The organism is Micromonospora sp. GCM10011541 (assembly GCF_042650725.1).
Lineage (GTDB): Bacteria > Actinomycetota > Actinomycetes > Mycobacteriales > Micromonosporaceae > Micromonospora > Micromonospora sicca.
The window spans coordinates 56764-71569 of sequence record NZ_JBHSBP010000049.1 but is presented as its reverse complement, the minus strand read 5'-3'; the positions used below and the strand labels follow the sequence as shown (position 1 = coordinate 71569).

14 protein-coding genes are annotated in these 14806 nt (G+C 74.2%); 7 read left to right on the top strand and 7 right to left on the bottom strand.

The features are described 5' to 3' along the window. Positions 1 to 14: 14 nt before the first annotated feature. Positions 15 to 827, top strand: coding sequence for a methyltransferase domain-containing protein (locus tag ACFOYX_RS17450; protein ID WP_322441370.1), 813 nt, complete (start codon positions 15 to 17; stop codon positions 825 to 827). Positions 828 to 858: 31 nt separating this feature from the next. Here the strand turns inward: ACFOYX_RS17450 and ACFOYX_RS17445 are convergent, their stop codons facing one another. Then, positions 859 to 1332 (bottom strand): hypothetical protein, encoded by a 474-nt coding sequence (locus ACFOYX_RS17445; RefSeq protein ID WP_109802586.1) that lies wholly within the window; start codon positions 1330 to 1332, stop codon positions 859 to 861. Between the two features lie 110 nt (positions 1333 to 1442). Here ACFOYX_RS17445 and ACFOYX_RS17440 point away from each other — a divergent pair, with 110 nt between their 5' ends. After that, a complete protein-coding gene (locus tag ACFOYX_RS17440; RefSeq protein ID WP_322441369.1) occupies positions 1443 to 2732 on the top strand; it encodes an MFS transporter in 1290 nt (429 codons plus the stop codon). 64 nt (positions 2733 to 2796) lie between these two features. Here ACFOYX_RS17440 and ACFOYX_RS17435 read toward each other — a convergent pair whose 3' ends face one another. Further along, entirely contained in the window at positions 2797 to 4536 is a 1740-nt protein-coding gene (locus tag ACFOYX_RS17435) for a bifunctional metallophosphatase/5'-nucleotidase (protein ID WP_322441368.1), read from the bottom strand. 282 nt (positions 4537 to 4818) lie between these two features. Here ACFOYX_RS17435 and ACFOYX_RS17430 point away from each other — a divergent pair, with 282 nt between their 5' ends. Next, positions 4819 to 5343 carry a hypothetical protein gene (locus tag ACFOYX_RS17430; RefSeq protein WP_322441367.1) on the top strand — a complete coding sequence of 175 codons (525 nt, stop codon included), beginning with the start codon at positions 4819 to 4821 and terminating at the stop codon, positions 5341 to 5343. A 5-nt stretch (positions 5344 to 5348) separates the two neighbouring features. Here the strand turns inward: ACFOYX_RS17430 and ACFOYX_RS17425 are convergent, their stop codons facing one another. Continuing rightward, positions 5349 to 5486 carry a hypothetical protein gene (locus ACFOYX_RS17425; RefSeq protein ID WP_322441366.1) on the bottom strand — a complete coding sequence of 46 codons (138 nt, stop codon included), beginning with the start codon at positions 5484 to 5486 and terminating at the stop codon, positions 5349 to 5351. A 258-nt stretch (positions 5487 to 5744) separates the two neighbouring features. Beyond that, positions 5745 to 6524, bottom strand: coding sequence for a phosphodiesterase (locus ACFOYX_RS17420; RefSeq protein ID WP_109805471.1), 780 nt, complete (start codon positions 6522 to 6524; stop codon positions 5745 to 5747). A 230-nt stretch (positions 6525 to 6754) separates the two neighbouring features. Here ACFOYX_RS17420 and ACFOYX_RS17415 point away from each other — a divergent pair, with 230 nt between their 5' ends. Continuing rightward, a complete protein-coding gene (locus ACFOYX_RS17415) occupies positions 6755 to 8131 on the top strand; it encodes a diguanylate cyclase (protein ID WP_377534133.1) in 1377 nt (458 codons plus the stop codon). Positions 8132 to 8288: 157 nt separating this feature from the next. Here the strand turns inward: ACFOYX_RS17415 and ACFOYX_RS17410 are convergent, their stop codons facing one another. Both ACFOYX_RS17410 and ACFOYX_RS17405 read right to left on the bottom strand, forming a co-directional pair. Next, on the bottom strand, positions 8289 to 9350 hold the full coding sequence (locus ACFOYX_RS17410; protein ID WP_109800886.1) for an aspartate-semialdehyde dehydrogenase: 1062 nt from the start codon (positions 9348 to 9350) through the stop codon (positions 8289 to 8291). 4 nt (positions 9351 to 9354) lie between these two features. Next, positions 9355 to 10620, bottom strand: a complete 1266-nt coding sequence (locus ACFOYX_RS17405) for an aspartate kinase (RefSeq protein ID WP_109800885.1) — start codon at positions 10618 to 10620, stop codon at positions 9355 to 9357. Positions 10621 to 10855: 235 nt separating this feature from the next. On the opposite strand from ACFOYX_RS17405, the gene ACFOYX_RS17400 reads away from it, so the two are divergent. Continuing rightward, positions 10856 to 11638 (top strand): hypothetical protein, encoded by a 783-nt coding sequence (locus ACFOYX_RS17400; RefSeq protein ID WP_236647389.1) that lies wholly within the window; start codon positions 10856 to 10858, stop codon positions 11636 to 11638. Between the two features lie 85 nt (positions 11639 to 11723). Continuing rightward, entirely contained in the window at positions 11724 to 12254 is a 531-nt protein-coding gene (locus ACFOYX_RS17395; protein ID WP_109800884.1) for a nitroreductase family protein, read from the top strand. A gap of 102 nt (positions 12255 to 12356) precedes the next feature. Here the strand turns inward: ACFOYX_RS17395 and ACFOYX_RS17390 are convergent, their stop codons facing one another. Then, complete coding sequence (locus ACFOYX_RS17390; protein ID WP_322441364.1) at positions 12357 to 13346, bottom strand: ArsR family transcriptional regulator; 990 nt, start codon at positions 13344 to 13346, stop codon at positions 12357 to 12359. A gap of 77 nt (positions 13347 to 13423) precedes the next feature. On the opposite strand from ACFOYX_RS17390, the gene ACFOYX_RS17385 reads away from it, so the two are divergent. Then, entirely contained in the window at positions 13424 to 14752 is a 1329-nt protein-coding gene (locus tag ACFOYX_RS17385; protein WP_322441363.1) for an MFS transporter, read from the top strand. The last annotated feature ends 54 nt before the right edge of the window (positions 14753 to 14806 follow it).

Here is a 14806-nt window from a genome sequence, read left to right as displayed (position 1 = left end):
CGAAGGGCACTGCCATGACCAGCACGATCGACCTGGCCGCCGTCAAGGCGCGGCAACAGCAGACCTGGGCCAGCGGCGACTACGGCGCCGTCGCCGCCCGCATCCACCTCGTCTCCGAGCTGCTCGTCGAGGCGGCCGACCTCGCCGCCGGGGCAACCGTGCTGGACGTGGCGACCGGCACCGGCAACGCGGCGATCGCGGCGGCCCGCTGCGGCTGCCGGGTGACCGGCGTCGACTACGTACCGGAGCTGCTGGAACGCGCGCACGCGCGGGCGGTGGCGGAGCGGCTGCCGGTGACGTTCGTGACCGGTGACGCCGAGCGGCTGGCCTACCCGGACGCCTCGTTCGACGCGGTGCTCTCCTGCGTCGGGGTGATGTTCGCGCCGGACCAGGAACGCGCGGCGGCCGAGCTGGTCCGGGTCTGCCGGCCCGGCGGCACGGTCGCGCTGGCCGCCTGGACGCCGGAGGGCTTCATCGGCGACCTGTTCCGCACGGTCAGCCGGCACCTACCGCCGCCCGCAGGGCTGCGCGGGCCGGTCGAGTGGGGCCGCGAGGAGCGGCTGGCCGAGCTGTTCGGGGCGGCGCTGCGTGACCTGCTGGCCACCCGGCGGACCTTCGTCTTCCGCTTCACCGCGCCGGAGGAGTTCGCCGACTTCTTCCGGGTCAACTACGGGCCGACGCTGAAGGCGTTCGAGGCGCTCGACGAGCCGCGGCGGCCGGCGTTGCACGCCGACCTGGTCGAGCTGGCCCGGCGGTACGACCGCTCCACCGACGGCACGGTCCGCATCCCGGCGGAGTACCTGGAGGTGGTGGCGACCCGGGCGTGACGCCCGCCCGCCCCTTCGCCGTCGCGCCGGCTCAGTCGTGCAGCTCGGTGCGGGCCACCTCGGCGAAGGCGGCGGTCAGGTAGCCGGCCAGCGGCCGGCCGGTGACCGCCAGCAGGTCGGCGACGAGCAGCGGGGCGTGCCGGGCGATCGCCGCCGGGTCCGGCGGGGCGTCGTCCTCGCCCGGGTCGTACACGCCGAGGGCGCCGGCCAGCAGGACCAGCAGCACGTGCGGGTCCACGTCGGGCCGCCACGCCGCCACGTCCCGCACGCAGCGTTCCAGCACCTGTCGTACGTCGTCGCCGTCCAGCCCGTCCGGGTGGGTCTCCTCCAGCAGCAGCCGGACCACCCCGCCGAGCACCAGGCCGGCCCGGTCGACGCCGGTGAGCCGGTCGACCGCCGGCTCGTACGCCCCGGCGTCCCGGGACTGGGCGGCGGCGACCGCGTCGGTGGCGGCCACCGCGATCTCGCGGGCCGGAGCGGGCAGGTGTCGCCAGGTGCCGGTCACCGGCCCAGCATCCCAGACCGCGTGTGCTTGCTCACCTGGCGGCCCGCCGGTACGCCTGGCCGCCGGTAAACGACTCGCGGCGCGTCGTACCCGCCGCAGAGAATCCAGCCATGCTGCGCCGCGCCCTGCCCGCCCGCCCGGAAGCCCGCCGGATCCTGCTCGGCACCCTGCTCTCGGCCATCGGGCGCGGCCTGACCCTGCCGTTCCTGTTCATCTACCTCACCGACGTGCGCGGGCTGACCGACACCCGGGCCGGTCTGGTGATCGGCTGGTTCGGCGCGGTGACCCTGGCCTTGTCGCCGGTGGGCGGCACGCTGATCGACCGGTTCGGGGCCCGCCGGGTGGTGCTGCCCTGCCTGCTGGTGGAGGCCGTGGGCACCGGCTCGCTCGCCCTGGTCGACTCGGCCGCGTCGGCGTTCGCGGTCGCCACGCTGATCGCGGTGGGCGGCTCCGCGCTCTGGTCCGGACAGACCACCATCCTCGCCTCGCTGACCGACGACGGCGAGCGGCAGCGGGTCTTCGGCCTCCAGTTCGCCCTGCTCAACCTCGGCATCGGGGTGGGTGGCCTGATCTCCGGCGCGGTCGTGGACACCGCCCGGCCGGTCACCTTCCAGGCCATCTACCTGCTGGACGCGCTGAGCTACCTGATGCCGGGGCTGATCCTGCTGACCCTGCCGCACGTCGGCCGCCGGCTCGCCGCCGCCCCGACCGCCGGGGACCGGCCGTCGACCGGGGGCTACCTGACCGTGTTGCGGGACCGGCCGTTCCGCCGGCTGGTCATCTTCGGCCTGGTCCTCACCACCTGCGGGTACGCGCAGATCGAGGTGGGCTTCACCGCGTACTCCGTCCGGGTGGCCGAGGTGACGCCGCGGGTGGTGGCCTGGGCCCTCGCCGGCAACACCGTGATGATCGTGCTCTCCCAGCTGCTGGTGATCCGCCGGATGGAGGGGCGCAGCCGGACCGGCGCGCTCGCCGCGGTCGGCGCGGTCTTCGCGGCCGCCTGGCTGGTGCTCGGCGCGGCCGGCGTCATCCGTACGGGGAGCGCGCTGGTGGCTGCGCTCGGCGTGGTGGCCTGCGCGGCGATCTTCGGCTTCGGCGAGACGATGCTGTCGCCGGTGATGCCCGCGCTGACCAACGCGCTCGCCACCGACGAACTGCGCGGCCGGTACAACGCGATGAGTTCGATGATCTTCGGGGTCAGCGGGATCATCGGCCCGGTGACCGCCGGCCCGTTGATCGGCGCCGCCGACGGGCGGATCTGGGTGATCGTCGTGGTCGGCGGCTGTCTGACCGCCTCGGTGCTGGCCCTGTCGCTGCGCCGGCTGCTGACCCCGGCCCAGGACGGCCGCCTCACCGCGGCCCCGACCCCCGCCCGGACCCCGGAGCCTGCGGCCCGCTGACGCTGGGAATGCGAACGGGCCCCGGAGCGGATGCTCCGGGGCCCGTCGGCGTGCGGACCTGCCGTCAGGCGGCGGGCACCTCGGTGGTGGTCTGGATCCGGTTCAGCGCCGGCGCGGAGACCGGCGACTGCGCGGTCAGGTACGCCACGAACGCGTCCAGGTCGATCATGCCGGTGACCAGGTTCGTGCCGCCGGTGAGGACGCTGAACCCGTCGCCGCCGCCGGCGAGGAAGTTGTTCACCGTGACCCGGTAGGTCGCGGCGTCGGTGACCGGGGCACCGTTGATGGTGAGGCTGCCCCGGACCACCCGGCTGCCGCTGCACGGCGCGCCGGCCGCGGCCGTGGTCCCGTTCGGGTCGACCACGTAGTGCACGGTCGAGGAGGCGTACAGCACGCGGGCGACCGTGAACTGCTGCTCCAGCATGCAGTAGAGCTGCGCCCCGGTGAGGTCCAGCGTCACCAGGTTGTTGGCGAACGGCTGCACCGTGAACGCCTCGGCGTAGGTGACCGGGCCGGCGTCGAGGTCGGCGCGGACACCACCGGGGTTCATGAACGCGGCGACCGCGTTCTGCTCGTTGTCGGTGGCGGCGAGCTGGGCGTCGGCGATCAGGTTGCCCAGCGGCGACTCACCGGTCTGGTACGTCGGCTTGCCGTTGGCGTCGACGCCGGTCTGGTACAGGTTCTCCTGCGTCTTGGTGATCGCCGCGGTGGTCTCGCCGACCACCTTGTCGGCGACCGGGCCGAGCGCGGTCTTGTACCGGTTGATCAGCTCGGTGCTCGCCGGGTCCTTCGGGACGTCCCGGGTGACCACGACGTTGTTCGCCTTGGCGGTGATCACGTCGCCGGACTTCCGGTCGATCTGCAGGTCGATGTCGGTGACCAGGCGGCCGAACGAGCTGGCGCTGGTGACCAGCTTGCCGTTGATGTTGCAGTTGTACGCGGCGTGGGTGTGCCCGCTGACGATCACGTCGATGGACGGGTCCATCCGGTTGGCGATGTCGACGATCGGCCCGCTGAAGCCGGTGCAGTCGTTGATCCCGCCGCCGTTCTGCACGCCGCCCTCGTGCAGCAGCACGACGATGGCCTGCACGCCCTGGGCGCGCAGGATGCGGGCGTACTTGTTGGCGGTCTCCGCCTCGTCGGCGAAGGTGAGGCCGGCGACGCCCTGCTGGCTGACGATCTGCGGGGTGCCCTCCAGGGTCATCCCGATGAAGCCGACCTTGACGCCGTCGACCTTCTTGATGCCGTACGGCGGCAGCAGCGGCTGCCCGGTGGCGGTGGTGAAGGCGTTGGCGGAGAGGTACTGGAACTTCGCGCCCTCGAACGGGGTGCCGTCGGCGCAGCCGTCCACCGGGTGGCAGCCGCCGTTCTGCATCCGGAGCAGCTCGCTGGCGCCCTCGTCGAACTCGTGGTTGCCGACGCTGGTGAACTCGAGCCCGGCGAGGTTCATCTCCTCGACGGTGGGCTCGTCGTGGAAGGCCGCGGAGAGCAGCGGGGAGGCGCCGATCAGGTCACCGGCGGCGACCGTGATGGTGCGCTCCCGCTCCTCATCGGTGGTGCCACGCAGCTTGGCGAGCTGGGTGGCCAGGTATTCCGCGCCACCCGCCGGCTTGCCCTCGATGGTGCCGCTGGAGCCGGTCGGCGGCTCCAGGTTGCCGTGGAAGTCGTTGATGGCGAGCAGCTTGACGTCGACCGGCTTGGGGCCGGCCTCGGCCTGGTTGGGGTTGACGGCGACCGTGCCGAGCGCGGTCGCGGCGAGCGCGACCAGGCCGACGGCGGCCCGGCGCATCCCGGGGACGGACATGGAACTCCTCGTGAGAATCGGCGCGTGACGGTCCGGACGATGGTTCGCCCGGCGACCCTGATCCGTGCCGTGGCAGGGGTCGATGGCGGGTGACGGCGGTCGGGGATGCCGCACCGCCGGGGCAAGCTTGCCATCCGACACGCGATCGGTCGACCAGGGCAGCACAACAGAGCCACGGATATGGGTGACGACCTGTACCGGTCTGCCCGACGAGTCCGACATGACCGGCAGATGAATTCCTTCAGGACCGCCCGCTGTCGGGGGGCTGGCTAGAAAGTAGTCATGACTCCCGACGGGACGACCTGGACGGTGGGCTCGGTCCGGTCCGCCGACGGCACCACGATCGCGTACGAGACCGCCGGCGAGGGGCCGCCGATCATCCTCAGTCCGGCCCGCACGGGCGGCAGCAAACCCGGACTGGCCGAGCGGCTGACCGAGATGGTGTCGGCCGACCGGCGCGGGGACGCGGTCGCGCTCTTCCTGACCGACGCGGTGGGGGTGCCCGCCGAGGCCGTGGCCGGGATGCGCGGGATGCCGGAGTGGTCCTGGATGGAGGGCCTGGCGCACACCCTCGCGTACGACAGCACGGTGACCGGTGACGGCGCGCTGCCCGCCGCCCGGCTCGCGGCGATCGCCGTCCCGACCGTCGTCCTGGACAGCACCGGCAGTCCGGACTGGCTGCGTGACGCCGCCGCCGCGACGGCCGGGGCGATTCCCCGCGCCACCCACCTCAGCCTGGCCGGCAGCTTCCACGAGGTGCCGCCGGAGGTGCTGGCCCCGGCGCTGCGCGAGGCCCTGCTCGGCTGAGTGAGTCAGGCGTCCGGCCCGGGCTCCCCGCGCTCCCCCGCGGCCGGCCCGTCGCCGGAGGACTCCCGGCCCCGGTGCGGGCCCGGGAGGGGTCCGTTCTCGCCGATCGCGCCGGCCACGCCCAGCACCACCCCGGCCAGCACGAGCAGCCCACCAGCAGGACCCAGGTCTGCACCTCCGTGAACGCGGCGTTCTCCGCCTCGACGTCGTACCGGGGGCGGCCCGGCCGCGCGACCGCGAGCACGCCACAGAGGCAGAACAGGGTGCCGAGCACCAGGATCGCCCCGGCGATCCGAGCCAGTCGCCATCGGGACATCGCGCCATCCTCGCAGCGGGCCGGCCGGATCGGCGGGCCGTGCGGGCGGCGCCGCTACGCGACGTACCAGAGTTGGTCCGACGAATCAGAACCAGCAGGTCTGCCCGGCGGCGTGGCTGACCTGGACGGTGTGCGTGACGCAGCCGCCGTCGGCCACCCGGTGCAGCAGGAACGCGGTCGGCTCGGCGACCAGCCCGATCTGCTCGTCGTCGCTCATCGTCAGCGAGGCCTGCACCCAGGTGCTCGGCGCGGTGGTGAGCACCGTGCCGGCGAAGCCGGCGGTGACCGCGCGGTGCAGGTGACCGGCGGTGACGCGTACGACATGGGGATGCCGGCCGATCACCTCGGCGAGCGCGTCGGAGTCGGCGAGCCGGATGGCGTCGGCGGCCGGGACGCCGACGGCGACCGGCGGATGGTGCAGGCACACGACGGCCGGCACCTCCGGCCGGCCGGCCAGCAGCCCGTCGAGCCAGGCCAACTGGTCGTCGCCGAGCCGCCCACCGCTGCCGCCCGGGGCGAGCGAGTCCAGCACCACCAGGGTCCCGTCCGGGTGGTCAACGTGGTAGTACGCCGAGAAGCCGCCACCCAGGTAGGGCGTGCCGCCGAAGGTGTCCAGCAGCGACTCCCGGTCGTCGTGGTTGCCGGTGGCGAGGTGCACCGGCAGCGGGAAGCGGCCGATGATCTCGCGGAGCGCGACGTACTCGTCGGTGCGGCCGTTGTTGACCAGGTCGCCGGTGATCACCACGCAGTCCGGCCGGGGTCGCAGCGCCAGCACCCGGCCGAGGGCGCGGTGCAGCCCGGCGGCCTGTTCGGCGGCGAGCGGGCCGGTGGTCACATGCGGGTCGCTGAGCTGGGCGATGAGCATCGACGCCTCCTCGGGACCGGGACCCTCACGCTATCGCCGACCCCCCCGCCGCGCGGCCCCGCCGTCCCCACAGGCCGTGTCCACAGGCTGTGGATAGCACATGTGTACGAAGGCCGCGCCACCCGTCGCTGGGTACCCTTGATCGCGCCCCCCGGCGCCGGCCCGGGCCTCCCACCAGGAACGACGTGGATCACGAGCGAGTCATCCGAGACGTCACGGTCCGCCTTCCGATGGCGTCGACCGCCCTGGAGGCGTGCCAGTGGACCGTCGCCGCGCTCGCCCGGCACACTCCGGCCACCATCTCGATCCTGCTCCAGGTCCACGACCGGCTCCGCTGCGTCGCGGCCACCGGCGCCTGGCAGGTCTTCTCCACCGTGCCGCCGAAGACGGGCATCGTCGGGCGGGTGTACGCCTCCGGCGAGCCCGCCACCGTCGCGGACGTCACCACCGACCCCGACTACCTCCCGGTACGCCCCGACGTGACCACCGAACTCTGCGTACCGGTGCTGGATCCGGCGGGGCGGCCGATCGGCGTGCTCGACCTGCAGTGGGGCGACCCGGTCGAGCTGGGCCCGTGGCGGGAGACCGCGGAGCGGCTCGCCGCCCGGCTGGGCGCCCGGATCACGGCGCTCGGCGGGCCGCCGGCCGAGAGCCGCAGCGAGAAGCTGCTCCGGCACGCCGCCGCGATGACCTCCGCCCCCACCGACTGGGACCTGATGACCGCCGCGATCACCGCGGCCCGGGACGTCTCGACCCTCTCCGCCGCCGTACTGGTCCTCGCCGGCCGGCGCGGCGCCCGGCTCGGCGCGCCGACCAGCGCTCCCGGGGAGTTGGAGGCGCGGATCCGCGCCGAGCTGACCGAGGCCGGCGCCGTCCCGCTCGGCCGGCTGATCGCCCGGGCCCATCGGCACGGCGCGGCGTACACGCTGGGCGAGGCCGGGCACCCGCCGACCGACGACTACCTGCCGCTCTCCCGGGCCGGGGCGCGCACCCTGGTGGCGGTGCCGGTCGGGCCACCGGACGCCGGCGGGGTGCTGCTGGTCGCCGACGAGCGGCTGCTCCGGCCCGACCCGACCACGGTCAACCTGATGGAGCTGCTGGCCGGGCAGGCGTGGACCTGCCTGGACCGGCTCCGCACCCTGGCCCGGCTGCGCGAACAGGCCAGCTCGGACCCGCTCACCGGGCTGCGCCACACCGGGCCGTTCGGGCAGCGGATCGCGACCGCCACCCCGGGGCGTACCGCCCTGCTGGCGATCGACGTGGACGGCTTCAAGGACGTCAACGACACGTACGGCCACCAGGCCGGTGACCGGCTGTTGGTCGGACTGGCCCGGGCGCTGGAGGAGGCGCTGCGGCACGGCGACGAGCTGTACCGGATCGGCGGTGACGAGTTCGTCGCGGTGATCGAGGTGAACCGCCCCGAGGAGGCGGTCCGGATCGCCGAGCGCCTCACCGAGGCGGCCCGCCGGACCGGCCGCACCATCAGCGTCGGCGTCGCCCTGCCCCGACCGGGCGAATCCGCCGAGCTCACCCTCCGCCGCGCCGACCAGGCCCTCTACGCCGTCAAGCGCCACGGCCGCGACGGCGTCCGCCTCGCCGCCGCCTAACTCCCGACTCCCCGCTCCAGCTCCCGCTCCCGCTCCCGCTCCCGCTCCCGCTCCCGCGCGATCTTGCACTTTGGGCCCACGTCTTGCACCATTCGCGCCATTCGCCCGGGCACAAACTGCAAGATCGCGGGGAGGGGGAGTGAGGGGAGGGAGGGGGTTAGGGGTGGGTTAGTTCCTTGGCTAGGAGTTCGGCGATCTGGGCGGTGTTCAGGGCCGCGCCTTTGCGGAGGTTGTCGCCCGTCACGAAGAGGTCGAGCGCTCGCGGGTCGTCGACGGCGCGGCGGATACGGCCGACCCAGGACGGGTCGGTGCCGACGGCGTCGATCGGCATCGGGAACTCGCCCGCGGCGGGGTCGTCGACCAGGATCACCCCGGGCGCGTTGCGCAGCGCCTCGCGGGCGCCCTCGGCGTCCACCTCGGTGGCGAACACCGCGTGCACGGCCACCGAGTGGCCGGTCACCACGGGCACCCGTACGCAGGTGGCCGAGACCTTCAGGTCGGGCAGCCCGAGGATCTTGCGCGACTCGTTGCGCATCTTCATCTCCTCGGACGACCAGCCGCCGTCGGCGAGCGAGCCGGCCCAGGGCACCACGTTGAGCGCCAGCGGGGCCGGGAACGGCCCCAGCTCGTCGCCGACCGCCTGCCGTACGTCACCGGGCCGCGAGCCGAGCACCCGGTCCCCGGCGATCTTGCCGAGCTGGGCGTGCAGCGTGTCCACGCCGGCCTGCCCCGCCCCGGAGACCGCCTGGTACGAGGCGAGCACCAGCTCGCGCAGGCCGTACTCGCGGTGCAGCGGCGCGATCGCCACGATCATCGCCAGGGTGGTGCAGTTGGCGTTGGCGATGATCCCCTTGGGCCGGTTGCGCACCTGCTCCGGGTTGATCTCCGGGACCACCAGCGGCACGTCCCGGTCCATCCGGAACGCGCCGGAGTTGTCCACCGCCACCGCGCCCCGGCTCACCGCGACCGGCGCCCACTCGGCGGAGACCTCGTCGGGCACGTCGAACATGGCCACGTCGACGCCGTCGAACGCCTCGGGCGTGAGGGCCTGGACGGTTAGCTGCTCGCCGCGGCACTGCACCTGCCGGCCCACCGAGCGCTCGGAGGCGAGCAGCCGGATCTCTCCCCAGACGTTGCGCCGGGAGGAGAGCAGCTGGCACATGACCGTGCCGACGGCGCCGGTCGCCCCGACCACGGCGAGGGTGGGCAGCGAGGTCATCGGGTTACCGCCCGGTGCCCGCGTAGACCACGGCCTCGGCGTCGCCGCCCAGCTCGAAGGCGTCGTGGATGGCCCGGACCGCCTTGTCGAGGTCGGTGTCGCGGCAGACCACGGAGACCCGGATCTCGGAGGTGGAGATCATCTCGATGTTGACCCCGGCCCCGCCGAGCGCGGCGAAGAAGCCGGCCGCGACGCCGGGGTGGGACCGCATGCCGGCGCCGATCAGGGAGACCTTGCCGACGTGGTCGTCGTAGAGGAGGCCCTTGAACTTGACCGCCTCCTGGATCTTGCTGAGCGCGGCCATCGCGGTCGGGCCGTCGGTCTTGGGCAGGGTGAACGAGATGTCCGTGCGGCCGGTGCCCTCGGTGGAGACGTTCTGCACGATCATGTCGATGTTGATCTCGGCACCCGCGACGGTGTCGAAGATCTTCGCCGCGGCGCCCGGCTCGTCGGGCACCCCGACGATGGTGATCTTCGCTTCGCTGCGGTCGTGGGCGACCCCGGTGATCAGTGCCTGTTCCACAGGAAGGTCCTCCATTGATCCGGTGACCATCGTGCCGGTGTTGGTCGAGTATGACGAACGGACGTGGATCGGCAACCCCGCGCGCCGGGCGTACTCGACGCTGCGCAGGTGCAGCACCTTGGCGCCGCAGGCGGCCAGCTCCAGCATCTCCTCGTAGGTGATGTGCTTGATGTGCCGGGCGTTCGGCACGATCCGCGGGTCGGCGCTGAAGATGCCGTCCACGTCGGTGTAGATCTCGCAGACGTCCGCGTCGAGCGCGGCGGCGAGCGCCACGGCGGTGGTGTCCGACCCACCCCGGCCGAGCGTGGTGACGTCCTTGGTGTCCTGCGAGACGCCCTGGAAGCCGGCCACGATGACCACCGCGCCCTCGTCGAGCGCGCCCTTGAGGCGGCCCGGCGTGACGTCGATGATCCGGGCCCTGCCGTGCACCGAGGTGGTGATCACGCCGGCCTGCGAGCCGGTGAACGAGCGGGCCTCGTACCCCAGGTTGTGGATGGCCATGGCGAGCAGCGCCATGGAGATCCGCTCCCCGGCGGTGAGCAGCATGTCCAGCTCGCGGCCGGGCGGCAGCGGGCTGACCTGGTTGGCCAGGTCGAGCAGCTCGTCGGTGGTGTCCCCCATCGCGGAGACCACCACGACCACGTCGTCGCCGGCCTTGCGGGCGGCCACGATGCGCTCGGCCACCCGCTTGATCCGCTCGGCATTGGCGACGGAGGACCCGCCGTACTTCTGCACCACGAGTGCCACGACGGTGCACTCCCTCCCAGCGACCCTGAGCGTGCCGACGCCGCCGGGATCCGGTCCGGCGGCGCGTGTCAGACCTCATCAGCCTATCGGGCGGCACGAGCCGCCGGGTCGGGTGATCCCACCATCCGGCCCGGTGAGGGCCGGCTCATCAGGGCGGGAACCGCCGGCGGGAGGGCGGCGCGACACGCCGTACGCCGGGCTCCCGACACCCGTCCCCGCACCGCAGAATGTCCCGGTGCACGCTCACCTCCGCGCGGCCCGGCGCCTGACCGGCGTCGTGGCGATCACCCTGCCGGCGCTCCTCGCCGCCTGCACCGCCGACCAGCCGACACCGGCCCCGCTCACCACCGCCGACCCGGTGCCGGCGGGGGTGGACGCGACGCGCGACGAGCTGGCCGCACTGGCGGCCGCCGCGCAGGACCGCCACCTCACCGCGCAGTACGCGTACGTCACGGCCGACGCCCCGGCACGCACGGTCGTGGTGACCAGCGCGAACGACGGCACCTGGCGGGTCGACGTACCGGCGTGGGGACTGGGCGGCACGGTGGACGTCTCGCTCGCCGCCACCACGGACGGGCTCTTCCAGTGCGCCCTGCCGTCGGCGGGCCGGCCCGAGCCGGCCAGCTGCGTACGCCTCGGCGACCCCGACGACGCCGTGCCCCGGCGGCTCGATCCCCGGGTGCAGCACCCGTTCACCGACTGGTTGGAGGTGCTCACCGACCGGCGGGCCCCGCTCGCGGTCTCCCCCGCCACGACGCCGACCGGGGCCACCGGTCAGTGCTACTCGGTCGAGTCGACCTCCGCCTCGCTGAACGCCCCGCTGGACGTGGGCATCTACTGCTACCGGCCGGACGGGACGCCGACCGCGGTACGCGCCGACTTCGGCACCCTCAGGCTGGCCGGCGAGCCCGGTCCGGCGCCGGCCACCGTGCAACTCGCCGGGCCGGTGGTGGACGGCGACGCGGTCGGTCGCGCCGGGTCGTCCCCGTCCGACACCCCGAGCGCGGGAACGCCCTGACCCTGGGTGACGTTACGGGTGCTTTTCGCCACATCCGGCCGCCCTACCTCGAGGGGCGAATCGCCCATAGGGGACTCTTTTCCCCATGGCCGACCTCACCCCGCTGCTCGCCTTCCGCTGGAGCCCCCGGTCCTTCGATCCGGACGCCGAGCTGGCCGGCGACGAGGCGTCCTCGCTGCTCGAGGCCGCCCGCTGGGCCCCCTCGGCGGGCAACGCGCAGCCCTGGCGGTTCGCCCTCGGACACCGGCAGGACGAGACCTGGAAGCGGATCCTCGTCAGCCTGGCGGCCGGCGACCAGCACTGGGTCCGGCACGCCTCCGCGCTGGTGGTCGGCGCGCACACCGGCGGCGACGCCGAACGGGCCGCGTACGACCTGGGTCAGGCGATCGCCCACCTGACCGTGCAGGCCACCGCGCTCGGTCTGCACGTGCACCAGCTCACCCGGTTCGACCGGGCCGGCCTCGCCGCCGAGCTGGACCTGTCACCCGAGGTCCGCCCCGTGGTGGTGGCCGCCGTCGGGCGACTCGGCGACCCGCTCGCCCTGCCGGAGGAGCTGCGCCGCCAGGAGACCGGCCTGCGCCACCGCCACCCGCTCCCCACCCTCCTCCTGCGCTGACCGGCGCCCAGCGCCCGGCGGCCCCGGGTCGCGGTCGGCCGTCGTGCGGTCGGCGTCGCGCGGCCGGCAGTCGCGCCGCCGGCGGTCGCGCGGTCGCGTGGGTTACTCGCCCCGGCTCGCGCGAAGCAGGACCGCGGCGGCCTCGGTGCCCCGGTAGAGGACGTGCCGGCCCTGCCGGGACCGCGACACCAGGCCGGCGGCGTGCAGAGCGGACAGGTGCTGGGAGACGTTCCCGCAGGACATCGCCGTCCGCCGGGCGAGGTCGGTGGTGGTGGCCGCCGTGTCGAGCAGGTTGAGCAGCGCCGCCCGGCCGGACCCGATCACCCGGGCCAGCGGGTCGCCGGCCGCCACCGGGGCCGCTTCCCAGAGGGTGGCCACCGCGCGCACCGGGTACGTCCCGCCGGGCGGCGAGTCCTCCAGCAGGTTCCACAGCACCCGCCGGTCGGTGAAGATGCCCGGGTTGAGGGCGAGCCTCCGGCCGCCCAGGTCGAAGTCGAGCTGCCAGGGGTCGTCGCTCACCACCCGGTCACCGGTCCAGCGCAGACTGGCGTGCAGCTGGCCGAGGAGCTGCCCGGCGCCGCCCTCGGCGAGCACCGCGGCCCGGTGGGCGATGTCCGCCTCCAGCAGCGCCCGGATCCGGGGCCAGTCCGGGGCGATCGCTTCGTCGTACCAGACCCGCACGGCGGTGACCAGCTTCGGCAGCAGGCCGGCGGGGTCGTCGCGCAGCGCCCGGCCGAACGGGCTGAGCGGGCTCGCCGGGGTGGTGGCGAGCAGGTCCCGGACCACCACGTCGGGCGGGGTGGCGGCGATCTCGTCGAGCTGCTCGGCCAGGTCGGCGTCGGGACCGGCAGCCGGCGGGGTGAGGAAGTCGGGCAGCCAGCGACGCGGCCGGGTCAGCTCGACCAGCGGCCGGACCCGGACGGCCACATCGGGGCGGCGGAGGGTCGCCCGCGCCTGGTCGATCCAGGGCAGGTGCACGGCGTGCCGGACCGGGTCCGCCAGGGCCCACATGCTGGAGACGGTCTCCCAGACCGGCGAGACGGCGAACCGCACCCCCGCGACGTCGGACGCGCCGAACCGCAGCTGCGACATCCGCCACCCCCGTCGAGAATTCGGCTCAGCTTAAAAGGCTCGACGCGCCCGTGGGGGACACGGTTTGCTCAGCGCCCATGGGGACCCGGGACACCATCCGCACCGCCGTCCGGCACGTCGTACCACCGGCCGGGCTGACCCGCGCCCTGGCCGTGCAGGCCATGGTGTACGCGGTCGGTCACGGCCTCTTCATGGCCGGCAGCGCGGTCTTCTTCACCCGGGCGCTCGGCCTCGCCCCCACCCAGGTCGGGCTGGGGCTGTCGATCGCCGCCGGGGTCTCCCTGCTCGGGACGGTCCCGCTCGGCGCGCTGACCGACCGGTACGGCGCGCAGCGGGTCTGGCTGGTCGGCATGTTCGCCGAGGCGGTGCTCTTCGGGGCGTACCCCTTCGTGGGTGGCTTCGCCGGCTTCCTGGCCGTGGTGGTCGCCCTGGCCGTGGTGGACGCGACCACCGGGGTGGCCCGGCAGGTCTACTCGATCAACGTGCTCCGCCCTGAGGAACGGGTGACCGCGCTGGCGTACCAGCGCTCCGCGTTGAACGTCGGATTCGGGCTCGGCGCGGTGATCAGCGGCGTGGTGCTGGCGGTGGACACGATGGCCGCGTACCGGGGCATGGTCTGGTTCAACGCCGTCATGCTGCTGGTCACCGCGGCCTTCGTGTACCGGCTGCCCCGGGTGCCGGCGGCGACGCGGCCGACCGAGAAGACCAGCCGCCTGGCCGTGCTCCGCGACCGGCCGTTCATGGCGGTGTCACTGCTGTGCGGGCTGCTGATGTCGCACGGCACGCTCTACCTGGTGGTGCTGCCGCTCTGGGTGCTCAGCCACACCGACGCCCCGCGCACCCTGATCGCCGCCCTGGTGCTGCTCAACACGATCCTCGCGGTGCTGCTCCAGGTACGGGCCAGCCGGGGCGCCGACACGGTGGCCGGCGCGGGCCGGGCGCTGCGGACCGGGGGCCTGCTGATCGCCCTGTTCTGCCTGATCCTGCCGGTGTCGGCGCTCACCGGCGGGGTGGCGACCGTCGTGGTGCTGGTCGGCGCGGCGGTGGTGCTCACCCTCGCCGAGCTGGTCCAGTCGGCTGGCGCCTGGGGGATCACCAGCACACTGCCGCCGGCCGCGCACCGGGGCGCGTACGTCGGCGCGTTCCGGCTCGGCGGGCAGTTCCAGAACCTGGCCGCGCCCGCCGGGCTGACCGCCCTGGGGGTGGGCACCGGCGGCTGGGGGTGGCTGCCGATGGCCGGGCTCTTCGCCGCCGCCGCCCTGGCCGCCGTGCCGATGGTCGCCTGGGCGGACCGCCGCCCGCGCCTCGGCGAGGCCGCCCCGCCGGCCGAGCAGGGTGAGGTTCAGCGGTCCCGGGCCGCCGGGGCCATGTCCAGCGCGACGGGGAGCGGCACGGTGGACAGGTAGCACGCCTTGCCGGTGGCCTTGTCGACGGCGACCGGGCCGATCCCGGGCGGCGGC